Genomic DNA, 23,560 nt, shown 5'->3' with positions numbered 1-23,560 from the left:
GTTAAGTCCAATCCTATCCAAGCCATGCAAGGTATCAAGAAAAGGGAGCGTGATGACGGACATGGCCGACGATCGTTATGTACCCGGACTTGAAAATATTATCGCAAGCGAGACGTCCATTTCCTACCTGGATGTAGAAATGGAGCAAATCGTTGTACGCGGCTACGATCTGATCGAGCTTGCAAGCTGTGTGTCCTACGTCGAGGTTGCAGGGCTGCTGCTGGATGGCAAGCTGCCAACAACAGAACGGAGGAATTCGCTGGAGCGTTCCTTGCAAGCCGAGAGCACAATCCCCGAAGCGGTCTACAACATGATAAGCAAGCTTCCAACAAGCAGCCATCGTATGGACGTACTGCGGACGGGAATCTCCGTGCTTGCGGGATACGATGAAGAACTGGACGATCACTCGGCAGAAGCGAATGGGCGCAAGGCAATCAGAATATTAGCCAAGACTCCTTACCTAGTGGCGAATGGACATCGTTTGCTGAGCGGGCTTCCAATCGTTCAGCCTGCCGCAGATGCGTCTTATGCGGGACGATTTCTACATCTATTGACCGGACGAGAGCCTGATCCGCTGGAAGAGAAGATATTTGATCAGTCGCTGATTGCCTACAGCGAGCATGAACTGCCGAACTCGACGTTCGCCGCGAGAGTGATTGCCTCTACGATGTCCGATATGTACGGCGCGGTAACCGGCGCGGTCGCTTCGCTCAAGGGGTATTTGCACGGCGGCGCGAACGAAGCGGTCATGGAGATGCTGGGCGAGGTGAAATCAGCCAGCGAGCTGGAGAAGATCATGCTCGGGAAGCTGGCGCGCAAGGAGCGAATTATGGGCTTCGGCCATCGCGTCTATATGCGTAAGCCAGATCCGCGGGCGCTGCTTATGAAGGATGCGCTCGGCAAATTGGCGGGGGCCAAAGGGCGTCAGGAGCTGTACGAAATATGCGAAGCGGGAGAAGCGCTCATGCAGCGGGAAAAGGGTCTTTATCCGAACTTGGATTATTACGCGGCTCCGGTATATGCGCTGCTAGGCATACCGGTTCCGCTGTTCACACCTGTATTTCTTGCGGCGCGAACGGCCGGTCTGTGTGCTCACGTCATGGAGCAGCATAGTCATAATCGATTGTTCCGACCGCGTGTACAGTATACGGGACAGCGAGGACTGCGACCTTGAACAAGTTATTCATGTGCTGCCAATGGAAGGAGTGAGGGGGATGGGAACGGACCTGCTGCTTAAGGAAATTGCAGCTTATGCCGCCGATTATACCGTACAAAGCGAGGAAGCGCTGCGAATCGCGCAATATGTGCTAATGGATTCCATCGGGACGGCGATGCTCGCGCTTAGATTTCCCGAATGCGCCAAACATATTGGACCGATTGTGCCCGGCGCGACACTGAACGGCGGAGCGCGCGTGCCCGGCACGAGATATGAGCTCGATCCCGTCCATGCAGCCTTCAACATCGGCACGTTGATCCGCTGGCTCGATTATAACGATACGTGGCTTGCAGCGGAATGGGGACATCCCTCCGATAACCTCGGAGCGATACTCGCCGCTGCGGATTACGTCAGTCGAAGCCGTGTAGCGGAAGGCGGCGAACCTTTGACGATGCGGGAAGTGCTTGAAGCGGCCGTGAAAGCCCACGAAATTCAAGGTGTGCTGGCGCTTAATCATGCGTTTAACGGCGTGGGACTTGATCATGTGCTGCTTGTTCGTATCGCGTCTACGGCGGTGGCAACGGCTCTGTTAGGCGGATCCGCGAGGGAGATTGAGGGAGCGTTGTCCAATGCTTGGTTGGACGGAGGCTCGCTTCGGACGTATCGACATGCGCCTAATACGGGCTCCCGTAAGAGCTGGGCCGCCGGAGACGCGACCAGCCGCGCTGTTCGACATGCGCTGATGGCGCTGAGTGGAGAGATGGGGTACGAGACGCCCTTAACAGCTGAAAGGTGGGGATTCCAGGACGTTTTGTTCAGAGGACAGCCGATTGCGCTCGCACGGCCGCTGGGCACATATGTCATGGAGAACGTTTTGTTCAAAATATCGTTCCCCGCCGAGTTCCACGCGCAGACAGCTGTCGAGTGCGCCTTCGCTCTGCATGATGCGGTCCGGGGACGCCTTGATGAAATCACTGAGGTGACGATTACGACCCATCAGTCAGCCATCCGGATTATCGACAAGAAGGGGCCGCTCCGCAACCCGGCGGACCGCGATCATTGCTTGCAATATATGGTGGCGGCAGCCCTAATTCATGGAACGCTGACGGCAGAACATTATGAGGAAGAGGCGGCGGCGGACCCCCGAATCGATGAGCTGCGTGCCAAAATGACCGTCGTGCATGATGAGCGTTACACCATCGATTATCTCGACCCAGAGAAACGATCTATCGCGAATGCGCTGCAGATCCGCTTCTCGGACGGAACAGCATCGGAGAAGGTCGAATGCGAGTACCCGATCGGTCATCGCAGACGGCGAGAAGAAGGACTGCCAAAGGTGATCGACAAATGCGAAAGCAACTTGTTGACCCGTTTTCCGCGCAAACGAGTTTCCGGCATTATAGAAGCGGGCTTCGATCTGGCGAGATTGGAGCGGATGCCTGTTACGAAATTTATGGATATGCTAATCATTTGAATGCCAGTTGAATGTCAGTTGAATGTCAGTTGTGTCTATATCTCCGGAGGTGAGATGGAGTCATGTCATGGTTAATCGAAGAAGAACCGGGGCAGTCAGAGCTGGCGCAACGATTCCGGCAGCTGGTGGGCAGAGGCCCCATCTTGCAAATCCCCGGGGCGCATGACGGCATGTCGGCAAGAGTGGCGAAGCGGAGCGGCTTTGAGGCGCTGTACTTGTCCGGGGCTGCGTATACGGCGAGCCGGGGGTTGCCTGATCTCGGCATCCTCTACGGTAATGAGGTAGCAGAGCGGGCGCGGGAGCTGGTGCGGGCGACGGGGCTGCCCGTGCTCGCCGATATCGATACGGGTTATGGCGGCGTACTTAACGTGGCTCGCGCAGCCAAGGAGATGGTGGAAGCCAAGGTTGCGGCCGTGCAGCTCGAGGATCAGGATATGCCGAAGAAATGCGGGCACCTCAATGGCAAGCGACTTATTTCCCCAGAAGAGATGATTCACAAAATACGCGCGCTCAAGGAAACATGCCCAACTTTATATGTCGTAGCGCGTACGGATGCCAGGAGCGTTGAAGGCTTGGAGGCTGCGATTGACAGAGCGCAGGCTTATGTCCAGGCCGGCGCGGATGCGATATTCCCGGAGGCGCTGGAGGGAGAAACCGAATTCCGGCAGTTTAGCTCGTCGTTCGACGTTCCTTTGCTCGCGAATATGACGGAGTTCGGACGGACGCCTTATTACACGGCCGAACAGTTCGCCTCATGGGGCTTTCGGATGGTGATCTACCCCGTGTCGTCGCTTCGGGTAGCGGCCAAAGCATACGAACGGCTCTTCGCAGAAATTGCGCGTTCCGGCACGCAAGCGGCGAGTGTTGCAGAGATGCAGACTAGAAGCGAGCTGTACGATACGATTCGATATGGGGATTACGAAGCGCTTGACGGAAAAATCGCGAAGACGGTACTGCCGGAGAAGACGGAATAACATGGCGCCTAGAAAAGCCACCTTCCTATCGCTCGATGGGCGAATGAAGAAGGTGGCTTTGTTGTGTATGTGTGTACGGAAATAGGCTTGAGTCGAAGGAGCACGGAAGCAGTACGGAAGCGATAAGGTTAACTTTATCTATGAAGATACGTGTTCGGAAGATGACCCGCGAATGATAATTTCTGGCTCAAGCTCGATCGTCTGCGTTTCGTCCGGCGCTTCTATTAACGTATGCAGCGCTTCGGCAATGATGGATGCGATGTCGCCAACAGATACGCCGACTGCTGTCGTAGGCACGTCCAAATCCTCCATTAGCGGCAGGTTATCGTAACTGACGACGGACAGCGCCTCTGGCACGCTAATGTCTCGTTCGCGCGCGGCTCTATAAATCCCTCGCGTCAGATCCACCCCTCCGCTAATGACTGCCGTAGGCGGCGTTGGCCAACCGAACATTTCGATGGCTGCGATATAACCGTCATGCGTCTCAAGACCCTCCATACGCAGGACAGATCTTTCATCGGCTTCGAGGCCTAGCGCTTTCGCTTCGTCAAGAAACGCCGCTACTTTGACAGCTTGCATAGGGTCGTTGCCGGCAGGTTCGCCAATGTAGGCAATGGCACGATGTCCTAACTTCGTCAAATGGCGGACAGCGAGACGAATCGCGTGCCCCCTGTTTACGTCAACAGTCGAGAAGGGATGTGTACCCGCAGCGCCGTATACCAGCAGCGGTGATTGCACGCGTCCAATTTCGCTGAGCTCGGCTTGATTGCCGTCGCGATCTCCGAATAATAGGACGGCATCCATCCGGAAGCGGTTGAATGATTCAATAGCTGCTTCTGTTCGACTGATGGAGAAAAGCGTTGTGTAGCCGCGGCGTTCCAGCTCTTCGTTCAGCTTGGTGATCAAAGCCGAGAGGGCTCCGCGTTCGACGGTTGGCCAGATGATGCCGATGGCTCCCGATTTTTTGGACACGAGGCTGCGGGCTGCGATATTAGGCTGGTAACCCATCTCGCGTGCGATTTCCCATATTCGCTCTTTGGTAACCGTCTTAATATTAGGGTTGTCGAGCAGCGCCTTGGAGACGGTGGAGAAGCTGACGCCCGCTTGTTTCGCGATGTCCTTTATCGTAACCATGGAGTGATCTCCTTATCGATATAAAATGTTTGCGAAGGGGTGGAACATGCCGATAATTGGTTTGACGGCATAAAGCGGTGCGTCACTTCCGCATGAGCTGCATCCCGCATATGCCAACATGCCGTGAACATATTGGCATGGCGTGCCTGTTTTTTTGTGCTAGACAGTACTAGCTTAATCTATTATGATTAAAATTACAACGTTGTAAATTCGAGGCGAAGGGTGGTTGCTCGCATGTTTAATTTGGAAAATTCGGTGTCCGTCGTAATCGGCGGCAATGGCGTATTAGGGAGCGCAATGTCGGAGGCTCTGGCTGAAGCAGGCTCCAAGGTGGCAATCGTTGGACGTGATATGGAGAAGGCGGAGCGCGTATGCGAAGCCATCCGGGCGAATGGCGGAGAAGCGATCGCGTTGAAAGCGGACGCATCCCACAAGGAAGATTTGGAGCAGGTGCTGGCGCAGGTTATCGAGTGGGGAGGCAGCGTAGATACGCTGATCAACGCCTCGGGTACGAACAGCGCGACGCCATTCTTCGAGCTGGACATGGATGAGTGGGACCGGATCATGGACGTCAACCTGAAGAGTGTTGTGCTGGCTTGCCAAGTGTTCGGCAAACGGATGATCGAGCAAGGCAGAGGCGGATCTATCATCAATATTTCTTCGGTATCTTCAGGTCCTCCGCTCTCCAAAGTGTTCACGTATTCCGTTTCCAAAACAGGCGTCAACGCCGTCACCCAGTTCCTAGCGCGAGAGTTCGCCAAGGACAACGTACGGGTTAATGCCATTATTCCTGGTTTCTTCCCAGCCGAGCAGAACCGCAAGATTCTCTCGCCCGAACGTGTGGAATCCATCATGCGCCATACGCCAATGGACCGGTTCGGCACGCCGGAAGAGCTTAAGGGAGCAGTCGTTTATCTGGCCTCGCCCAAAGCGTCTTCCTTCGTAACAGGGTCGTTCCTTCGCGTTGATGGCGGATTCGGAGCGATGACAATATGAGTGATCTGCTGACCTCTCTTGTTGAACAAACGCCAATTCCGAGCATGTATCGCATTCGTCAACGGTTTGATGGAACGAAGCTCGAGGATCCGGTAGCAGAGCTCCGAAGAGAGCTTAAGGCAAGCCCGGAGCTGCAGGCGCTTGCGCCTGGCGCTAAGGTAGCGCTGGCCGTTGGCAGCCGCGGCATTTCACGTATTGATGAGCTGACGAAAGTAGTAGTGGACGAGCTGAAGCTGAAGGGCTGCGAGCCGTTTATCGTGCCTTGTATGGGCAGCCATGGAAGCGCAACGGCAGAAGGTCAAGCGTCCGTGCTTGCTCATCTTGGTATCGACGAAGCGACGATGGGCTGTCCCGTTCGTTCTTCGATGGAAGTCATCGAGCTGGGCAAATTGCCGAACGGGCTCCCTGTATACTGCGACAAGATCGCAGCCGAGGAAGCCGACGCTATCGTTGTTGTCAACCGCATCAAGCCGCACACGGCTTTCCGCGGTCCCGTCGAGAGCGGTCTGTTCAAGATGATCGCGATTGGTCTTGGCAAGCAGAAGGGTGCGGAAGCGTGTCATCAGCTGGGTTTCAAATATATGGCCGAGAACGTGCCTGCCATGGCGCGGATTATGATCGACAAGTTGCCAATTGCATTTGGCGTCGCGGTTGTAGAGAACGCGTATGATCAAATTTGCCGTGTCGAGGTCATCGGACCTGTGGGCATGGAAGAACGGGAGCGCGAATTGTTGGTCGAGGCGAAGTCGCGTTTGCCGAAGTTTTTGTTCGATAGCTTCGACGTCCTCGTGGTGGATTACATCGGCAAGAACATTAGCGGCGACGGTATGGATCCCAACATTACGGGCCGTTACCCGACGCCTTACGCGTCAGGTGGTCCAGAGGTCAATAAGATCGTTGTGCTGGATCTGACCAAAGAATCCAAGGGCAACGCCAACGGCGTCGGCACGGCGGACTTTACGACGAGCCGGCTTGTCGGCAAGACGGATTGGCCGGGCACATATGCCAACGGACTGACTTCCACCGTATGTGCGCCAACCAAACAAGCGACCACGCTTGCGAACGATCGCGATGCCATCAAAGCAGGTATCAAAACAAGCAATATTTTGGACTACACGACGGTGCGACTGGCGCGTATACGCGATACGCTGCATCTAGGCGAGATCGAAATTTCGGAGAGCCTGCTTGAAGAAGCGAAGAAGCATCCCGATATCGAGGTGCTGGAAGGCCCGTTCGAATGGCAATTCGATATGGAAGGATTTTTGCCCAAATGAGTCATGAATCTAAGCTGGTTATCAGCATCGATATAGGCACGACAAGCACCAAGACATTGGCAGTAGATTATAACGGCCGGATACTAGGTACCCAATCTATTGGGTACCCGCTGCATACGCCGCAGCCCGGTTATGCGGAGCAGGACCCCGAGGAGATGACGGAGGCCGTCATCGAATGTGTATCTCGGCTTATCAAGGAAGGCGGCTGGAGTGCGGAGGATATTCTGTGCGTCAGCTTCAGCTCGGCGAATCACAGCGTGATTCTGATGGACAAGGAGCACCATGCATTGACTCCGGTCATCACATGGGCAGATTTGCGTAGCGCGGGGCAAGCGGGAGCGCTTAATGCCAGCGGAGAGGGAATCGGCGCTTACCTGCGCTCAGGCACGCCGATCCACCCCATGTCGCCCCTGCTCAAGCTGATTTGGATGAGAGAGAACCGTCCGGACCTGATGGCCGAGGCCAGATATGTGATCGGAATTAAAGAATATTTGCTGCACAAGCTGTTCGGCCGTTATGTCACCGATTATTCGATGGCGAGCGCGACAGGGCTGTTCAACGTGGAGACGCTTGACTGGGATCCCCAGAACATGGAGCTTGCGGGCGTTAAGCCGGAGCAGCTTCCCGAATTGATGCCTTCAACAGGCCGAATAACAGGGTTAAAGCCGGAATTTGTCAACCGAATGGGTTTATCGAGCGAGACGCCGTTTGTCCTTGGCGCGCAAGACGGTGTCATGGCGAATCTCGGTATCGGCGCAATCGCGCCCGGCGTAGCCGCAGTTACCGTCGGAACAAGCAGCGCGGTGCGTACTGCGGTCAAAGGTACGTTGCTGGAGCCGCAAGGCCGCCTCTTCTGCTACGCGCTTGCAGATGACCACTTTATTATCGGCGGCGCATCCAACAACGGCGCTATCGTCGCGCAGTGGACAGCTGAACGACTATTCCCCGGCAAGCCAATGGAAGATATATTGCCGCTTGCTGCCGAAGTGCCACCAGGTGCTAACGGTCTATTTTTCCTGCCGCTGCTGTCTGGAGAACGAGCGCCGTTCTGGGATGGCAACGCCAAAGGTGTGATGTTCGGTCTAACGCTCGCGCATACGGAGAAACACATGCTTCGGGCCGCGATGGAGGGCGTCATGTATCAGATCGCAGCAATCGTTGCGCTGATGAACGAATGCGGCAATGAAATTAAGGAGATTCGGGCATCAGGCGGATTCGCTCGCTCGGAGCTGTGGGTTCAGATGCTGGCCGATATTCTGGGCGTACGTGTAACGGTGCCGGAATCGGTCGAAAGCTCTGGATTAGGCGCTGCTCAGCTAGGGATCTACGCGATGGAAGAAGGCAAAGGTCCGCTGCATCGGTGGGAATCTGGCGACGGTGCAACTTACGAGCCTAATCCCGATACGCATGCGGTCTATCGTGAGCTTCTTCCGTTCTATCTGAACCTGTATCATGCGCTCAAGCCATCCATGCACGAGATGGAGCGATTACCCATTTAGATACTTGAAGGTATAGCAGGATGTAAGGAGTAAGGAAATGCCGGGAGTAAGCGGCACATCGAAGGAGGGGCGTTATGGCTCAGGAAAAGGTTGATAAACTTCAAGAGATTTTGCGCGAAATGGGCTCCGTTGTCGTCGCCTTCTCGGGAGGCGTGGACAGCACGTACCTCCTTTATGCGGCGCTGGAGACACTCGGTAAGGATAAAGTGCTTGCGGTCACAGCGGATTCGGAGACGTATCCAGCCGAGGAGCTTGAGGCGGCGATAGCTCTGGCGGCCGAATTCGGCGCCAATCATGCCGTCATCGAGACGTCGGAGCTGGCAATTCCAGGCTACAAAGAGAACAACGGCAACCGTTGCTATTTCTGCAAGCAGAGCTTGTTCGAACATTTGGAGCCATTTGTTCAGGATGGTGAATATCGCCATATCGTCTATGGTTTGATCGCTGACGATATGAGCGAGCATCGACCTGGCGTGCAAGCCGCCAAAGAAAAAGGCGTTAGAGGTCCGCTTCAGGAAGCGGGTCTGATGAAGGAAGAGATCCGTGAATTGTCCATGCGGGCTGAGCTGTCGACTTGGGACAAACCATCCTTCGCTTGTTTGTCATCCCGGATCGCTTACGGCGAGGAGATCACGATCGAGAAGCTCAATAAGGTTGGCTCTGCAGAACGATTCATTCGTTCGCTTGGCATTCGCCAAGTGAGGGTCAGGCTGCATGGCGAGCTGGCTCGTATCGAAGTAGAGCCGGCAGCGATGGCTGAGTTAGCCGGTCATGCGGCTGTTGTATCCGAGGAGCTCAAGAAGCTTGGATTCTTATACGTTTCCATGGATATGAGCGGCTATCGAAGCGGCAGCATGAATAAGGCGCTGAAGCTGGGAGGAGCAGTCTGATGTCCGGATACGAAGAGCTGGAGTTCTGCAAGGTGGACGTAGATCGTGAGGAGCGGACGGGTTTTCCTGAAGTGATTTTCGGCCTAGGCAAAACGCCAGGGCAAGCCGAGGCGATCTTCGAACGCATCGCTGCACGTCATGGCAGGGCGCTCGTGACTCGAGCTACGGAAGAGATGGCGGAGCGGATCTTATCCTCGCATCCCGGCGCTTTGTTCGATCCCGTCTCAAGGCTTGTACGTTTGGACGGCGAACCGCGCCGTCTGCCGGGGACCGTCGCAGTGCTGACGGGAGGCACGTCTGATATTCCGGTAGCAGAAGAAGCCGCGGGAACGGCCGAGTGGATGGGCTGCCGCGTTGACCGGATCTATGATGTCGGCGTAGCAGGTCTGCATCGACTGCTTGCTCAGATCGATCGGATCAGGGAGGCGTCCGTCGTTATCGCCGTTGCGGGCATGGAGGGCGCGCTTGCAAGCGTTGCTGGAGGGCTCGTTAGACGTCCGGTCATAGCCGTCCCGACTTCGGTCGGCTACGGCGCGAATCTGCAAGGCGTAACGACGATGCTTGCGATGCTGACTTCGTGCGCATCGGGCGTGACGGTCGTCAATATCGACAACGGATTTGGGGCGGCTTATCAAGCTGCTGTTATTCTGCAATTGGTAGCGGAGGCAAGCGAGCGATGAGAACATTATATCTGGACTGCGTGTCGGGAATTGCCGGCGATATGACATTATCGGCTTTGGTCGATCTCGGTGCCGATCGTGATTATATTTGCGAACAGCTCCGCAAGCTGCCGATCGATGCATTCACGATGGACTTCGTGCCAGTCATCCGTCAGGGCATTTCGGCCAAGTGGCTCGACCTGAAGTTTGAGGAAAACGACCATATTCATTCGCATAGCCACAGTCATACGCATGAGCATCATGATAACCATGATCATGGTCACTCGCATAGCCACAGTCACACGCATGACCACAATGATCATAGCCATTCGCATAGTCATAGTCACACACATGAGCATCATCATGACCATGATCACAGTCACTCGCATAGCCACAGTCACACGCATGATCACCATGATCATAGCCATTCGCATGATCACAGTCACACGCATGACCATCATGATCATAACCATTCGCATGACCATCATCATGATCATAGCCACGACCATGGTCACTCGCATAGTCATGACCACGAGCACCGCAAAGCTTCGGACATCTTGGCGATGATTCGTCAATCGGAGATGCCGGCGAGGGTGAAGGAACGTTGCCTTGCCATTTTCGAAGTCATTGCCGTCGCCGAGGCCAAGATTCACGGCATGGATCCAGCTGATGTTCACTTCCACGAAGTTGGCGCGATGGATTCTATCGTAGATATCATTGGCGTATGTCTCGCGCTTGAAAGCTTGGGCGTTGACCAGATTATCGTGTCGCCTGTGCCGGTTGGCCACGGCCGAATCCGGATCGCGCATGGGGTATACCCGATACCTGCACCTGCTACGGCAGAGATTTTGACGGGAGTGCCCCTGTCTGCTTTCACTGCTCAAGGCGAATTGACAACCCCGACCGGAGCGGGGATCGCCAAGGCTCTTGCGGCTTCTTACGGACCGACACCAGGAGGCGTGATCGATCGAATCGGTTACGGAGCGGGCACCAAGGACATGGAGCACCCCAACGTCATTCGCGCTGTACTGTACCGCGACAGCGAGTCCGATCTCGGAGACGATGAACAGATTGTTGTACTAGAAACGCAAGTCGACGATACAACCGGAGAAAAGCTAGGATATGCGATGGGACAGCTGTTCGATGCTGGGGCGCTCGATGTCTATTACACGCCCGTCTTTATGAAAAAAAATCGTCCGGGCGTCCTTCTCACGACGTTATGCCACCCCCGAGACAAGGTCGTTTGCGAATGTATTATTTTAAAGGAAACGTCAACGTTTGGCGTACGCAGTTATATGGCAGATAGACGTATTTTGAGCAGAAGCTGGCTAGATGTGAACACACGTTACGGCATCATTCGAGTGAAGCAAGCCCATGATGGCGAGAAGCTCGTCAAGTCTGCGCCGGAGTACGAGGACGCGGCCAAGGCAGCCCGTGAGTTCGGAGTTACGCTTGAGGCTGTTTACCATGAGGTGCTAAGGAATCTGTAATAGGCAAGTGGAAGGGACAATTGGGGAGGAACGTACAGATGAACGGAGAGGTACAAGAGTTAAGAGCGAGAACGATAGAGCTGGCCAATACGCTGACAGTAACCGATATGCATACACATTTATATGCGCCTGAGTTTGAATCGCTGCTCCTGTGGGGCGTGGATGAGCTGCTCGTCTACCACTACTTGGTATCAGAATCTTTCCGCTGGACGGATCAGTCTTATGATGAATTCTGGTCGCTTTCGAAAAAAGAACAAGCCGATCTCATTTGGCAGCGTTTATTCGTCGATCATTCGCCGGTCAGCGAAGCGGCGAGCGGCTTCATTACGATGTTGAATCGCCTCGGTATCGATGTGTCGTCCCGGAATCTGGACGATTACCGTGCCGAATTCGCCAAGCGGACTGTAAGAGAACAAGTCGATGCCGTGATGGAAATTGCGCGGGTGGATCGAATTGTAATGACAAATGACCCGTTTGATCCGCTCGAGCGTCCCGTGTGGGAAGGGGGCGATGGCAAAAAGGATCCGCGGTTCTACGCGGCGCTTCGTGTCGACTCCTTGCTTAACAATTGGCCGTTCGCTGTACAAGAGCTTCAGAAACAAGGTTATGACGTGGAAGAAGCATGGACGGAATCGACCAAAGCCGAAGTGCGCCGCTTCCTCAAAGAGTGGATCGTGCGTATGGATGCGCTATATCTGGCTGTATCCATGCCTGGCGACTTCGCCTATCCATCCGAGCATCATCGGAGCTTTATGATCGATGAGGTGATGATTCCGGTTTGCCTTGAGCAGGGCATTCCGTTTGCGCTGATGATCGGCGTTCGTCGTGCTTCCAATCCTTCACTGAAGCTCGCTGGCGATATGAGCATGAAGTCGGATGTATCCGCGATGGAGGCGCTCTGCCGCAAATATCCGGAGCAAAAGTTTATCGTGACGATGCTGGCGCGAGAGAACCAACACGAGCTAGCGGTGCTTGCCCGCAAATTCCGTAACCTGATGATATTCGGCTGCTGGTGGTTCCTTAATACGGATTCCATCGTGGAAGAGATGACTCGCTTCCGGATCGAGCTGCTTGGCACAACGATGATTCCGATCCATTCCGACTGCCGGGTGTTCGAACAGCTTATCTATAAGTGGGAATACTCCCGCAAGATCGTAGGTGAGGTTCTCGCCGACAAATACGTCAAGCTGCTCGAAAGCGGCTGGCGAGTGACCGACGAAGAAATCAAACGTGATCTCGAGGATATGTACCATCGCAACTTCTGGCGTTTCCTTGGTCGCGAGGGATAGCCGATTGTTACTCTTTCAAACTCCTGTTTCGCTATATGCGGAATGGGAGTTTTGTTATGCGAATACGAGAATGCGCTCATTCCCTGCTCGGAAGATGAGCGCATAAAGCTTAATACTTTTCTTTTTTTAATTATTGTTGTATGGACTGTATTTCCTTCTTCAATCTGTTCAAAAATTCCTGTTCATTTATATTGTCATCTGTGTAATGATTTTTGTATTCAATCTGATTACTTACAGTTTTCATTTTCCCATTTTCAACTTGAAATAGGAAGGGGACGGCTGCAGCGAAATAGTGTGGCTTCCCCATTGCAGATGTTAGTAGGAAGAAATAATATGATTCGTTCACGTTCACCTCTGCATCTAATCTTTGTGTTTTACCCTTATAATTCCCACCAGAAATGGCGACTTTGATTTCCTCGTCAGAAGATAAGTTTCCTCTGAATACTTCATCTACTCTAACAGAATAATCCGTCCCTGGAGTTATACTCTTTGCTTCTTGCATGGGGTTGTTCAATTCTCTCTCCAAATTTCTAGGAGTACCATTGTCAATTACGGTTCCTTTTATAATATATGCCGATACTGCAGTCAGCACTTCTAAGTTAGGTGCATATGCAACATCGCTATGTGTGACTGTTCGATTGTTTTGCAACCCCCATAATACGAATAATAACAAGCCAGTAATAACGGCTATTATGACAGTGACTAGTATATATCGAATATTCAATCCTTTTAAGCTCACACTATTCACCCCTTAATCATGTAATCAATACATTTATATACTCGTCCTTCCTATTTCATTAATCGCTCGATCAAACTGATGTCAACATATGATCATAAATTTTAAATGATAGCTTTTCATACAAATGACTTATCTTTTTACGTCGCTAAGCTAAATCATACGAAATCGTGGATATTCCAAGGTCGGTTAAGTATCACGCGCATATTGCTTCGCGAAGTCAGAATCGGTAAAATGAGGACATACTTGACGGGTGTGGATCGAAGCGCTCGAATGCTGCAGAAGAGGTGAAAAGCGTGACTGTTAATTTTGACGAATTGTTGGATCGACGCAATACTAGATCGTATAAATGGGATCAATCTGCCAAGATGTTCGGCAGCGAGGATATATTGCCTCTGTGGGTCGCGGACATGGACTTCCCAAGTCCTCCTGCGGTACAGGAGGTATTGAAGCGCAGGGCTGAGATTGGCGCTTATGGCTATGCGATTCGTACAGATGACTACGCAGAATCTATCGTGAGCTGGTTCCAGCGCCGCCAAAACTGGACGATCGATGCGTCTTGGCTTGGCGACGCGCCAAGTGTGGTCACCTCGCTAAGCTTATGTGTGGAGCAGCTAAGCGAACCCGGCGCGCAGGTTGTGCTGCAATCGCCAGTCTATTATCCGTTCTATGACGTGATCGAGAGCAATGGCCGACAGGTAGCCCGAAATCCATTAGTAAACCGCGACGGTCGATACGAGATGGATTACGAACATCTGGAATCGTTGTTCAAAGGCGGCGCCAAGCTGATGCTTCTTTGCAGCCCGCATAATCCCGGTGGGCGCGTATGGGAGAAGGAGGAGCTGCTCAAGCTTGGCGAGCTGTGTATTCGTTATGGTGTGACGGTTGTATCCGATGAAATCCATTGCGATTTGACGTTCCCTGGACATACGCATATTCCGTTCGCTTCGTTGTCTACAGAAATCGCAGACATTACGATTACGACGTTGTCTGTAACAAAGACCTTTAATTTGCCAGGACTCGTGACGTCCTTTATGGTCATCTCCAACAAAGACATCAAATCGAAGATCGACAAACGAATCCATACATTATCGCTTCATATGGCCAGCCATTTTGCACAGGATGCGGTGGTAGCGGCTTACAACGATAGTGAAGAGTGGCTGGACGACATGTTCTCATACGTCGGACGGAATCTCGAATACGCATTGGACTACCTCCAAGCTAATGCGCCTAAGGTGAAGCCGATGAAACCGGATGGCACCTACCTGCTGTGGGTGGATTGCAGGGCGCTGGGGCTGAACAAGGACGGACTCAAGGAAATGATGTACAAGCAAGCCAAAGTAGCCTTTAACGAAGGCTCCGTATTCGGGAAAGAAGAAGGAGAAGGCTGGCTGCGGATCAATCTGGCCTGCCCGAGATTTATTTTGGAGAAGGCGCTGAAGCAATTTGCGGATGCTGTTCATGCTCTCTAATCCCAGCAATGCTTGCAATAGGAAACCCAACAAGCCCTTATCTTGCACATCAAGATGAGGGCTTGTTTATTGATGTTACGGCAGGAATCCATCCTGACTCACTCGAATGGCTCCCGCTGGAAATACTTGTGCCAATCGGTCATGTACGCCTTGCAAGGCAGTTGGACTATACCACTCTTTCAACCCCAAATCCTCATAAAGCTTGTCGATGCCTAGCCGCATCGTTCTTTTGCCACCGCTCCCGTCACCTAAATAATAGTCGTCGATGCATACGCGGTCCGTTGCTGCGCGTAACGTCTCAGCAAATCGTTCGCTGCTTGGAAGGATCGGAGCAACGGCAGCCTGTGTTGGAACTCCAGCCTGAGCGAGTTGTCTCAGCCCCTTTAATCTAGCTGCAATAGGCGGAGCAGCCGGAGAGAACACTTTCCGAATTTCCTCGCGATCAGTCTCCACCGTCATACTGACCCGGACGCGATCTCCAAGCTTGAGGAGCAGATCCATGTCCCGCGTAACAAGCGGACTTCGCGTCTGAACCAAAAGGAAATCCGGCGGCATCTCGCTCATGGTTTCCAGCATTGTTCGCGTAACATACTCCTTTGCTTCCGCAGGTTGATAAGGATCGGTGCTGGAGGACATAAAAATCGTAACCGGACCCTTGGCATATGCTTTCGCCAGCTCCTTGCGCAGGGTGGCAGCGCCACCTTGTTTTATGTCGACCCATTGACCCCATGGCTCGCCTCGAAATAAGGAGACGGGCATGCCGCGTACGTAACAATAGCTGCAGGCGAACGCGCAGCCAGCATAGGGATTAAGCGTATGGCTATACCCTTGGAGGAAGCCCGTTCCTTTATTGAGGAGCGACTTGGGTTCTGTATAAGCGAGCTTTACCGCCATGAAGACTCCTGCTCAAGCTGAAGCAGCTTATGCTTCATGTCTAGTCCGCCGCGATAACCCGTGATTTTGCCATTCTTGCCGATAACTCTGTGACAAGGCACCCGGATCAGGATTGGATTTGCGCCAATTGCGGAGCCGACGGCGCGTACAGCGGAAGGCTGGCCGATTGCGGCTGCAATATCGGAGTAGCTTCGTGTTGCGCCGAATGGGATATCGAGTAAGGCGTTCCAGACTTTCAACTGAAACGGCGTGCCTCGCAAATCGAACTGGCCATTGAAATCGCAATGAACGTTGGTCCCGTATGCGATAAATTCCTTGCCGTAGTCTAATAATTTGGCATCATCTCGAACCCACTGAATGGTCTTAGGTTTGAAACGGGTTGCCAAATCACGATCCATCTCCACGAACGTTCCCTCGAATGCGCCTGCATAACATAATCCGTGCTCTGTAGCTGCGATCATGATTGTTGCATCTTGAATTTGAATCTCCGACCAGTACAAAGCAATACTCTCATCTTTATGATTACTGTTCATGCGAATCCTCTCCTTTGGCAACCATCAAACGATATTGTGCGGGTGTCCACCCTGTTTCTTTCTTAAACAAGGTTATAAAATAAGGCGTGTTCGGCAAGCCGACCTGATTGCCGATCCAGGCGACCGTTTGGTCTCCGCTGATCAGCAACTCTTTTGCCTGCTGGATTCTGATTCTTGTGACATAAGCCGCCGGAGTCAATCCGGTAACCCGTTTAAACGTCCGATGGAGATGATACGGGCTGCTATGACCAGCCTCCGCCAGCTTGTGCAGCGGCAGGGGTTCCATATAATTGGCTTCCATATAGGCGGTTACCGCTCCGACCCATTCTTCGTCAGGGAGCTGCTCCCCTGTCGGCTTGCAGCGCTTGCAGGGTCTGTAACCGGCATGCTTAGCGGCATCCGCCGAACGGAAGATCGAGGTGTTCTCTTTGAGTGGAGGTTTGGAGGCGCAGGAAGGGCGGCAGAAGATTCCCGTCGTGCGTACAGCATAATAGAACATTCCATCGCTGGCAACGTTGTTTGTAATTATACGCTGCCATTCGTCCTCGTTAGGAGAAGCTCCGATCCGACGGCCTCTAGTTTCTTCGATTCCCAATGGTATCACCTCTCCGTTCAGTATAACCGGAACCGGCAGGCGTTGCGTGCCTTTCCTGTTGAAATAGCAAGATAACGAAATCGATAATGAGTTAATCGAATGGGGCATGAACAAGCAAAAGACTCGATGCAAGTGCAAGCATCGAGTCTTCTGAGGCAAGCTGGAAATTACAGCAACGATTCTACACCGTCAATATAAATGGCTGTACCTGATATATGGCTGGATTCGTCCGAAGCGAGGAACAGGACAAGATTCGCCACCTGTTCCGGCTCACCGGGACCATGCTCGAGCGGTTGATTGCCTTCTGGATAATTGACGGGGATTGTTATTTCTTTGACCTCTGGCGTCTTATTCGTATTTTCTCCGATGTTCGTTTTGATGGCACCTGGACAGATCGCATTTACGCGGATGCCATATTGGGCGAGCTCGAGTGCAGCCATCTTGGCAAAGGCGACTTGTCCTGCCTTAGAAGAGCTGTACGCAGCCATACCAAAGCCGGTAAATTTTCGATTGCCGTTAATGGAGCTCGTAATGATCATACTGCCGCCGTTTTGTTTCATATGAGGAATAGCGTATTTGGCTGCTAAGAAGGTCCCCCTTAAGTTGATGGCGAGCGTCTGATTCCAATCCTCGGGGTCCATATGTTCGATCGGTGCAAGCGTACCGTTAACCCCGGCATTAGCAAACAAAATATCAATTTTCCCGAATTGGTCGACCGCCAATTTCATGGCAAGTTCGACCCTTGCAGGGTCGGACACGTCGGTATCGGCAAAGATTGCTTCGCCTCCCATTGCCCGAATCTCCGCCTCGACATCTTTGCTTCTCTCATCAATAAGGTCCACAAGCACGATCTTGGCTCCTTGCTCCGCAAGCTTTAGCGCGGCAGCTCTCCCGATACCAGAGCCAGCCCCCGTTACGACAGCGACCTTACCGTTAACTCTTCCATTTGATCCATGGGTTCCAGTCATCTTCAAATCTCCCTTCGGAATAGTCGTCCTTATCTTTCCATAAACGAGATAAGGTCATTCCGAATCGGATCGGATATTGAAACATTAAGTGAGGACAAGGTTCTTAGATCCGCTATGCCCGCCGAATCAGCAGATACACAATAAACCCCGCAACTGGGAAGATCAATGTTCCGATGAGTAATAGAATGGCGTATTCGTTGCTTTTGCCTAGCTTTTTGGCATCCAGATATGCCCAAACGCTGGTTCCGATATTAAGGAGGAACAAGGCAAAACCAATAAGCAGAAACAAACCAAACAGTCCGAATCCAGACAAGGCTAGCATCTCCTTTCGATAAATCAGTGTGCCTTAATGTACGATAGTCAGCCATGATCGTTTCGTGGGAGTGGGAAAATTAGGATTTGACACAGTGGAGGGCAAAGAAAAAGCCGGTGCTCGGTAAGAACCGATTGCCGGCTTGCAGAGAAGGAACAACATTAATGTTCTGCTGCTTCGTTGTCATTCGTCATCCGAAGGACTTCGAAAATCTTGAATAGTAAGCTGAGCAGAATCGCTACGATTGTCGCGAGGGCCATACCGCTGAAGGATACGTCGCCAATCGTCAGCTTCACGCCGCTCAGGCCAACTACAAGCACAACCGTCGTCAAGAACAGGTTTGTCGGCTTGCTGTAATCCACTTTCGACTCGACTAACATACGAAGCCCTGAAGCTGCGATTACGCCGAAGAGTAACAGGGATACGCCGCCCATAACCGGTACAGGGATACCCGATACAAGCGAGGAGAATTTGCCGGAGAACGAAAGCAAGATCGCAATGACAGCCGCGCCGCCGATAACGAAGGTAGAATAAACCCTTGTAATGGCTAAGACGCCGATATTTTCGCCGTATGTGGTGTTTGGTGTAGAGCCGACGAAACCGGATATGATTGTCGAGATTCCGTTACCGAGCATGGAGCGGTGCAGGCCAGGATCCTTGGACAGATCCTTGTCGACGATGTTGCCTGTTACGATCAAATGACCGATATGCTCGGCGATGACAACAAGCGCGGCTGGAGCGATCGCGATAATCGCCGTCCAGTGGAACTCAGGGAAGGTGAACGTTGGCGCTTGCAGCCAGCCAGCCTTGTTCAATCCGCTAAAGTCCGTCATGTCCATGAGATAAGCCAATACGTAACCGAACAAGATGCCGAACAAAATTGGGATAATGCGCATAAAACCCCGGAACAACACCGATCCGAGAACAGTGACAGCCATCGTAGACACGGACAGGAGGATGACATCCGTATCCATCTTCCAATTCGGGTCTGCTGTATCTGGGATAAATCCGGCCATTTTGGCAGCTACAGGGATGAGCTCCAGTCCGATAATGGCGACGATTGCACCCATGGCCGCCGGCGGGAATACAACATTCAGCCAGCCTGTTCCGGTGTACTGGATAATGAAGGCGATAACAGTAAAGATGACGCCGACGGCGATAAATCCGCCGAGCGCCGCTGCGTAGCTTCCGCCGGTTGCTTCATTAGCGATTACGGCGCCTGCTGGACCTAAGAACGCGAAGCTTGAGCCGAGATATGCAGGTATTTTTCCCTTGGTCACCAGTATGTAGAGCAATGTGCCGATACCGTTCATCAGCAGGCAAATTGCCGGGTCCACCTTAAGAATGTTAGGTACGAGCACTGTCGAGCCGAACATCGCGAACAGATGCTGAAGGCTGAGCATCAAGCTTTGCGCTGCGGGCGGCCTTTCGTGAACGCCAATACTTCTTTTCATTAGTTATAATCCCCTTCATATCAATTAGGTCGATGTTTGTTCCATCGCTATGGATGATTCTATATAATTCGACAATTCTTCGCAAGCGTTTTCTAACCTGCAAGAGGGCTGCTTAGCATCAGGTCAGTGATCCTGATGCGAAGCAGCCCTTCTATCGTAAGAGACACAATTTATCCTTGTGTTTTAAGTCCAGCTCCGGTACAGAAACGGTACGGGGTGGAACTGCGGCGGATATGGCGAATATGCGGTATCGATTGGGCGCAGCGGGTAGGCGTATGTGCCATGGCTCGCAGGCGCCTGCTGCGGCATCATGCCGGAGCCTTGTTGTCCCATCGAGCCTTGCTCCGGCATCATGGGCATGCCGTGACCATTTTGCCCTGGATAATTCTGCATGCCTTGAGAACCTTGTGGCGTCATGCTCGGCGCTCCCCAGCTCCCATTATAAGGTTGCATACCTTGCCCCATGTTACCGCCAGTATTCGCAGGACCTGTATTGGCATTGTTGCAGCCAGCAGGCGGACCGATAACCACTGTGGATTTGATCGGGGCCAGCGTCGCCTTGACCATCTCTTCATCCAAGCAATAGTTGGCCGCTAGGACAGAAGCTGGAGTTAAGCGCAGAATATCTGACCCGAAGATCGCTTCCGGAATCGGAGCATCAAAGATCGCAATCAAATGGGTATCGTCTTCCGTCGCAACTTCATAGTGCCACCATCCCTGCGGCACGTTCGCGACTTGGCCTTTGGTGATCGGGAAGTTCAGCAGCTCGTTCGTAAACGGGTTAATGAGAGAGACGACCGCCGCGCCAGCCACGCAATAAACTAGCTCAGAGGCGTTCTGATGAATATGAGGCTCGACATAGTTTTGTTTGCTGAGATAAATATCCAGAATTGAAGAATTGCCTAACGTGTTCAGCTGTTTGACCGATAACGAAAGGATGTAGTTTTGATCGTCCTTTTTGAAAAAAACATTGTTAGCTAAGTCATAAGTAAATTGTGTATTCGGCGAAGCGTAATCCATATAGGAAGTAGCCATGAGTCGCATCCATTCCTTCCATGCCTTTAGAGTCATGTTGCCCAGGTTAGTGTATGTGTTAGCCCAGAAGGTGGTGCATGGCAAATAGCGAGTTTGATGTATCCGTCAGAGTATTCGAGATAGCTTGCGGTATTCGGATGCGGAGATGCCTTCGTGCTTTCGGAATTGACGGCTGAAATAATGGATGCCCGCATACCCCACCGCTTCGCCGATCTGCTCGATGGATAAATTTGATTCTCTCAGCAGCCTTCGCGCTTCGCGGTGACGGATCGCGCCGACGAATTCGCCAGGCGGCTGACCGACAAGCTCCTTGAACAGCTTGGCAGCATGATCGAGACTGAGTCCAAGTCGTTCTGCAATAGCGCCGTTGGTCCATGCATCGGCGGGATGCCGTTCAATCGCTTCCGCAAGCTCGGTCAGACGCTGGTCGTGCTGTGAAGCAAATCTCTTTTCTCTCGTGAGCGGCAGACGCAGCAAGTGGGCGAGAATGTTGAGCAGCAGCGCTTTACATACGAGCTCATATCCGAGTGGCCGCATGGTGAATTCGTGAACGAGCTGTTCCATAAGTGCAACGCATGCAAGCGTAGGTGTATAGATGACTTGATTGGACAAAGGCGGAAAGCTGTCCGAGACGGCTTCCACTGCGTAACGATCCGTACTTTGCGGCTCATCGTAAGTAATCATATCGTGTTCGGTATGGATATCCAGCTCGCCGAAGAAATCAAAATGAATGCCCAAGAATCGTGTTCCGCCTGTTGCAATCGCTTCGTTCTGGTGCTGTACTCCGGCCGGGAGGAAGATAAGCTGCCCGGCTGACAGCTCATAGCGCCGGCCGTTCATATGGGTAGCGGCCTGACCGTGGCTCACGTATAACAGCTCGAAATTGTAGATTCGCCTGGTCGCCAGCACTTCTTTCTCCAGTTGCTGAAACTTGGCGTAATGAATCGAAGGCATCCACTCGCGGAATGGAGCGTTCCGTTGCAGTGGAAATACAACATTGTTCGTGAACATGACGTAGGAAACTCTCCTTTGCATGTGATTATTACAACGGAATTGTGCAAATAATCGCTTGTATCGCTAAAGAAAATTGATGATAATCCAAGTATTATATAACTATTATGACAGTTAAGATCGCTTTTATCAATGAACGGAATAGGTTAAAGGAGGATCGTGATCGTGCTACTGGATCAAGTTGTCAAACGTTATTCGTGCAAGCCTGCAGCATGGCGATCCGGCAACGCCTGCCAAGAGCCGGTAGATTGGTCGATGTTGGACTGGAGTAACTGCGAATGGGCAGCATTGTCCGAGACGGTGTCAGGCGAAGCTGTTAAGGAGCCGACTTCCTTCAGAGCTTGTTGGAGCGAGGAATATGTATACATGGAATTCAGCTGCGTGGATCATTACGCCGTATCGCAATATACGGAGCATGATGATCCGCTGTACGAGCAGGATGTCGTCGAAGTCTTCATCGAATTCGGTGCGGAGGATGGCGGCCCATACGTAGAGCTGGAAGTTAGTCCGAATAATGTGGTGTTTGATGCCAAGGTGTGGAATAACGGCAATGGAGGCATCCATACCATCGATTTGGAATGGAATATGGAAGGGCTAGTGACAGAGGTTGAAGCGCAGGATGATCATCGTTACTACCGCTTGGCCATTCCAACCCGCCATTTCGCTAAGCAGCCGGAACCTGGTATCAGCTGGCGGATGAACGCATACCGAATCGACGAGGATGAAGCCGGCAATCGCGAGTATCAAGCATGGAGCCCAACAGGAGCAATCAATTATCATGTGCAATCGAGATTTGGAGAGCTGCTTTTTCTATAAAGAACTCACATATAACAAGGAGGAATTACGATGAAAAAAGGGATTAACATTTGGTCATTCGCTGATGGAACTTCCATTGCTGATGCGATCGCATTGGCAAAGAAAGCGGGATTTGACGGCATTGAGCTTTCACTGAACGAAACGGGTGAGCTGGGTCTTGAAGTCAGCGACAAGGAAATCGCTGAAGTGCGCAGCCGTCTGGATGATGCTGGACTTGAGATTGCAGGTCTTGCGACGGGATTGTATTGGTCGTATTCGATGACAAGCAGTGACGAAAGCAAACGCAGCAAGGCGATTGATGTTTGTAAGAAGCAGCTGGAAGTCGCATCAGCGCTTGGCGTGGATGCGATCCTGGTCATTCCTGGGGCCGTCGGCGTTGATTTTATCCCTGGAGCTGAGGTCGTTCCTTACGATCTGGCATACCATCGTGCGTCGGAAGCGATCGCGAGCCTCGTTCCTCATGCTGAGGCAGCTGGCGTAGCAATTGCAATCGAGAACGTCTGGAACAAATTCTTGTTGTCGCCGCTTGAGCTGAAGGGCTTTATCGATGCACAAGGCTCGAGCTTCGTCGGTTCTTACTTCGACGTAGGTAATGTGGTGCATAGCGGTTATCCCGAGCATTGGATCAGCATTCTAGGCGAGCGTATCAAGAAGGTTCACTTCAAAGATTACAGACGTCAAGCGGGCGGGCTTCATGGCTTCGTTGATCTGCTGGCAGGTGACGTGGACTACCCGGCTGTTGTTGCCGCGCTTAAGGAAATTGGATATAGCAACTATGTAACGGCAGAGATGATTCCTGCTTATACGCATCATGCGGATCAGATTATTTTCAACACATCAAACGCAATGGACGCCATTCTTGGAAGATCTGGCTGTTAATTCGGTTAATACAATATAA

At 52.3% G+C, this 23,560-nt stretch carries 23 protein-coding genes; 13 read left to right on the top strand and 10 right to left on the bottom strand.

From position 1 onward, the window contains the following. Positions 1 to 52 precede the first annotated feature (52 nt). The 3 genes from mmgD to prpB all read left to right on the top strand — a co-directional run bounded on the left by mmgD (position 53) and on the right by prpB (position 3,604). Positions 53 to 1,174: a citrate synthase gene (gene mmgD, locus ACX1C1_RS00200; protein WP_458957554.1), complete on the top strand. Its 1,122-nt coding sequence runs from the start codon at positions 53 to 55 to the stop codon at positions 1,172 to 1,174. 40 nt (positions 1,175 to 1,214) lie between these two features. Further along, a complete protein-coding gene (locus ACX1C1_RS00195; protein WP_458955188.1) occupies positions 1,215 to 2,630 on the top strand; it encodes a bifunctional 2-methylcitrate dehydratase/aconitate hydratase in 1,416 nt (471 codons plus the stop codon). A gap of 62 nt (positions 2,631 to 2,692) precedes the next feature. Then, positions 2,693 to 3,604: a methylisocitrate lyase gene (gene prpB, locus ACX1C1_RS00190; protein ID WP_458955187.1), complete on the top strand. Its 912-nt coding sequence runs from the start codon at positions 2,693 to 2,695 to the stop codon at positions 3,602 to 3,604. A 138-nt stretch (positions 3,605 to 3,742) separates the two neighbouring features. On the opposite strand, the gene ACX1C1_RS00185 is transcribed toward prpB, so the two are convergent. Then, positions 3,743 to 4,738: a LacI family DNA-binding transcriptional regulator gene (locus ACX1C1_RS00185; RefSeq protein WP_458955186.1), complete on the bottom strand. Its 996-nt coding sequence runs from the start codon at positions 4,736 to 4,738 to the stop codon at positions 3,743 to 3,745. 234 nt (positions 4,739 to 4,972) lie between these two features. Here ACX1C1_RS00185 and ACX1C1_RS00180 point away from each other — a divergent pair, with 234 nt between their 5' ends. The 7 genes from ACX1C1_RS00180 to ACX1C1_RS00150 all read left to right on the top strand — a co-directional run bounded on the left by ACX1C1_RS00180 (position 4,973) and on the right by ACX1C1_RS00150 (position 12,835). Next, on the top strand, positions 4,973 to 5,734 hold the full coding sequence (locus tag ACX1C1_RS00180; protein WP_458955185.1) for an SDR family oxidoreductase: 762 nt from the start codon (positions 4,973 to 4,975) through the stop codon (positions 5,732 to 5,734). Continuing rightward, positions 5,731 to 7,008: a nickel pincer cofactor-dependent isomerase, group 22 gene (locus ACX1C1_RS00175; protein WP_458955184.1), complete on the top strand. Its 1,278-nt coding sequence runs from the start codon at positions 5,731 to 5,733 to the stop codon at positions 7,006 to 7,008. The genes ACX1C1_RS00180 and ACX1C1_RS00175 overlap by 4 nt, the downstream gene beginning before the upstream one ends. Continuing rightward, positions 7,005 to 8,507: a gluconokinase gene (locus ACX1C1_RS00170; RefSeq protein ID WP_458955183.1), complete on the top strand. Its 1,503-nt coding sequence runs from the start codon at positions 7,005 to 7,007 to the stop codon at positions 8,505 to 8,507. The genes ACX1C1_RS00175 and ACX1C1_RS00170 overlap by 4 nt, the downstream gene beginning before the upstream one ends. 74 nt (positions 8,508 to 8,581) lie before the next feature. Further along, positions 8,582 to 9,397 (top strand): ATP-dependent sacrificial sulfur transferase LarE, encoded by an 816-nt coding sequence (larE, locus tag ACX1C1_RS00165; RefSeq protein WP_458955182.1) that lies wholly within the window; start codon positions 8,582 to 8,584, stop codon positions 9,395 to 9,397. Beyond that, positions 9,397 to 10,077: a nickel pincer cofactor biosynthesis protein LarB gene (gene larB / locus ACX1C1_RS00160; protein ID WP_458955181.1), complete on the top strand. Its 681-nt coding sequence runs from the start codon at positions 9,397 to 9,399 to the stop codon at positions 10,075 to 10,077. Before larE ends, larB begins: the two co-directional genes overlap by 1 nt. Next, the gene (gene larC, locus ACX1C1_RS00155; RefSeq protein ID WP_458955180.1) at positions 10,074 to 11,546 is read left to right on the top strand and encodes a nickel pincer cofactor biosynthesis protein LarC; all 1,473 of its coding nucleotides are present in this window, start codon (positions 10,074 to 10,076) and stop codon (positions 11,544 to 11,546) included. The genes larB and larC overlap by 4 nt, the downstream gene beginning before the upstream one ends. A gap of 38 nt (positions 11,547 to 11,584) precedes the next feature. After that, positions 11,585 to 12,835, top strand: coding sequence for a glucuronate isomerase (locus ACX1C1_RS00150; protein WP_458955179.1), 1,251 nt, complete (start codon positions 11,585 to 11,587; stop codon positions 12,833 to 12,835). A 130-nt stretch (positions 12,836 to 12,965) separates the two neighbouring features. On the opposite strand, the gene ACX1C1_RS00145 is transcribed toward ACX1C1_RS00150, so the two are convergent. Further along, complete coding sequence (locus tag ACX1C1_RS00145; protein WP_458955178.1) at positions 12,966 to 13,574, bottom strand: hypothetical protein; 609 nt, start codon at positions 13,572 to 13,574, stop codon at positions 12,966 to 12,968. Positions 13,575 to 13,867: 293 nt separating this feature from the next. Between ACX1C1_RS00145 and ACX1C1_RS00140 the strand changes: the two genes are divergently transcribed. Beyond that, the gene (locus tag ACX1C1_RS00140) at positions 13,868 to 15,043 is read left to right on the top strand and encodes a MalY/PatB family protein (protein ID WP_458955177.1); all 1,176 of its coding nucleotides are present in this window, start codon (positions 13,868 to 13,870) and stop codon (positions 15,041 to 15,043) included. 75 nt (positions 15,044 to 15,118) lie between these two features. Here ACX1C1_RS00140 and ACX1C1_RS00135 read toward each other — a convergent pair whose 3' ends face one another. From ACX1C1_RS00135 to ACX1C1_RS00100, 8 genes are all read right to left on the bottom strand, one after another. Continuing rightward, positions 15,119 to 15,937: an SPL family radical SAM protein gene (locus tag ACX1C1_RS00135; protein ID WP_458955176.1), complete on the bottom strand. Its 819-nt coding sequence runs from the start codon at positions 15,935 to 15,937 to the stop codon at positions 15,119 to 15,121. Then, on the bottom strand, positions 15,928 to 16,470 hold the full coding sequence (locus ACX1C1_RS00130; protein WP_458955175.1) for a methylated-DNA--[protein]-cysteine S-methyltransferase: 543 nt from the start codon (positions 16,468 to 16,470) through the stop codon (positions 15,928 to 15,930). Before ACX1C1_RS00130 ends, ACX1C1_RS00135 begins: the two co-directional genes overlap by 10 nt. Then, on the bottom strand, positions 16,460 to 17,065 hold the full coding sequence (locus ACX1C1_RS00125; protein WP_458955174.1) for a bifunctional transcriptional activator/DNA repair enzyme AdaA: 606 nt from the start codon (positions 17,063 to 17,065) through the stop codon (positions 16,460 to 16,462). Before ACX1C1_RS00125 ends, ACX1C1_RS00130 begins: the two co-directional genes overlap by 11 nt. Positions 17,066 to 17,232: 167 nt before the next feature. Then, positions 17,233 to 18,033, bottom strand: a complete 801-nt coding sequence (locus ACX1C1_RS00120) for an SDR family oxidoreductase (protein WP_458955173.1) — start codon at positions 18,031 to 18,033, stop codon at positions 17,233 to 17,235. 112 nt (positions 18,034 to 18,145) lie between these two features. Further along, positions 18,146 to 18,346: a hypothetical protein gene (locus tag ACX1C1_RS00115; protein WP_458955172.1), complete on the bottom strand. Its 201-nt coding sequence runs from the start codon at positions 18,344 to 18,346 to the stop codon at positions 18,146 to 18,148. Positions 18,347 to 18,507: 161 nt separating this feature from the next. Beyond that, entirely contained in the window at positions 18,508 to 19,800 is a 1,293-nt protein-coding gene (gene uraA, locus ACX1C1_RS00110; RefSeq protein WP_458955171.1) for a uracil permease, read from the bottom strand. Positions 19,801 to 19,983: 183 nt separating this feature from the next. Beyond that, on the bottom strand, positions 19,984 to 20,835 hold the full coding sequence (locus ACX1C1_RS00105) for a cupin domain-containing protein (RefSeq protein ID WP_458955170.1): 852 nt from the start codon (positions 20,833 to 20,835) through the stop codon (positions 19,984 to 19,986). 105 nt (positions 20,836 to 20,940) lie between these two features. Continuing rightward, positions 20,941 to 21,846 carry a helix-turn-helix domain-containing protein gene (locus ACX1C1_RS00100; protein WP_458955169.1) on the bottom strand — a complete coding sequence of 302 codons (906 nt, stop codon included), beginning with the start codon at positions 21,844 to 21,846 and terminating at the stop codon, positions 20,941 to 20,943. Between the two features lie 165 nt (positions 21,847 to 22,011). Between ACX1C1_RS00100 and ACX1C1_RS00095 the strand changes: the two genes are divergently transcribed. After that, positions 22,012 to 22,662 (top strand): carbohydrate-binding family 9-like protein, encoded by a 651-nt coding sequence (locus ACX1C1_RS00095; RefSeq protein ID WP_458955168.1) that lies wholly within the window; start codon positions 22,012 to 22,014, stop codon positions 22,660 to 22,662. 30 nt (positions 22,663 to 22,692) lie between these two features. Then, entirely contained in the window at positions 22,693 to 23,541 is an 849-nt protein-coding gene (locus tag ACX1C1_RS00090) for a sugar phosphate isomerase/epimerase family protein (RefSeq protein ID WP_458955167.1), read from the top strand. The last annotated feature ends 19 nt before the right edge of the window (positions 23,542 to 23,560 follow it).

The sequence above is a fragment of the Paenibacillus sp. strain BS8-2 genome, assembly GCF_054483835.1.
This window is presented reverse-complemented; position numbering and strand designations above follow the sequence as displayed.

Bases quoted from the DNA above. Each gene is read 5' to 3' on its own strand.
- ACX1C1_RS00105 (WP_458955170.1), bottom strand. From the start codon at position 20,835: ATGGCTACTTCCTATATGGATTACGCTTCGCCGAATACACAATTTACT.
- uraA (WP_458955171.1), bottom strand. From the start codon at position 19,800: ATGAAAAGAAGTATTGGCGTTCACGAAAGGCCGCCCGCAGCGCAAAGC.
- ACX1C1_RS00090 (WP_458955167.1), top strand. From the start codon at position 22,693: ATGAAAAAAGGGATTAACATTTGGTCATTCGCTGATGGAACTTCCATT.
- ACX1C1_RS00170 (WP_458955183.1), top strand. From the start codon at position 7,005: ATGAGTCATGAATCTAAGCTGGTTATCAGCATCGATATAGGCACGACA.
- ACX1C1_RS00120 (WP_458955173.1), bottom strand. From the start codon at position 18,033: ATGACTGGAACCCATGGATCAAATGGAAGAGTTAACGGTAAGGTCGCT.
- ACX1C1_RS00180 (WP_458955185.1), top strand. From the start codon at position 4,973: ATGTTTAATTTGGAAAATTCGGTGTCCGTCGTAATCGGCGGCAATGGC.
- ACX1C1_RS00100 (WP_458955169.1), bottom strand. From the start codon at position 21,846: ATGTTCACGAACAATGTTGTATTTCCACTGCAACGGAACGCTCCATTC.
- ACX1C1_RS00185 (WP_458955186.1), bottom strand. From the start codon at position 4,738: ATGGTTACGATAAAGGACATCGCGAAACAAGCGGGCGTCAGCTTCTCC.
- prpB (WP_458955187.1), top strand. From the start codon at position 2,693: ATGTCATGGTTAATCGAAGAAGAACCGGGGCAGTCAGAGCTGGCGCAA.
- ACX1C1_RS00150 (WP_458955179.1), top strand. From the start codon at position 11,585: ATGAACGGAGAGGTACAAGAGTTAAGAGCGAGAACGATAGAGCTGGCC.
- ACX1C1_RS00135 (WP_458955176.1), bottom strand. From the start codon at position 15,937: ATGGCGGTAAAGCTCGCTTATACAGAACCCAAGTCGCTCCTCAATAAA.
- ACX1C1_RS00175 (WP_458955184.1), top strand. From the start codon at position 5,731: ATGAGTGATCTGCTGACCTCTCTTGTTGAACAAACGCCAATTCCGAGC.
- ACX1C1_RS00195 (WP_458955188.1), top strand. From the start codon at position 1,215: ATGGGAACGGACCTGCTGCTTAAGGAAATTGCAGCTTATGCCGCCGAT.
- mmgD (WP_458957554.1), top strand. From the start codon at position 53: ATGACGGACATGGCCGACGATCGTTATGTACCCGGACTTGAAAATATT.
- larB (WP_458955181.1), top strand. From the start codon at position 9,397: ATGTCCGGATACGAAGAGCTGGAGTTCTGCAAGGTGGACGTAGATCGT.
- larE (WP_458955182.1), top strand. From the start codon at position 8,582: ATGGCTCAGGAAAAGGTTGATAAACTTCAAGAGATTTTGCGCGAAATG.
- larC (WP_458955180.1), top strand. From the start codon at position 10,074: ATGAGAACATTATATCTGGACTGCGTGTCGGGAATTGCCGGCGATATG.
- ACX1C1_RS00130 (WP_458955175.1), bottom strand. From the start codon at position 16,470: ATGAACAGTAATCATAAAGATGAGAGTATTGCTTTGTACTGGTCGGAG.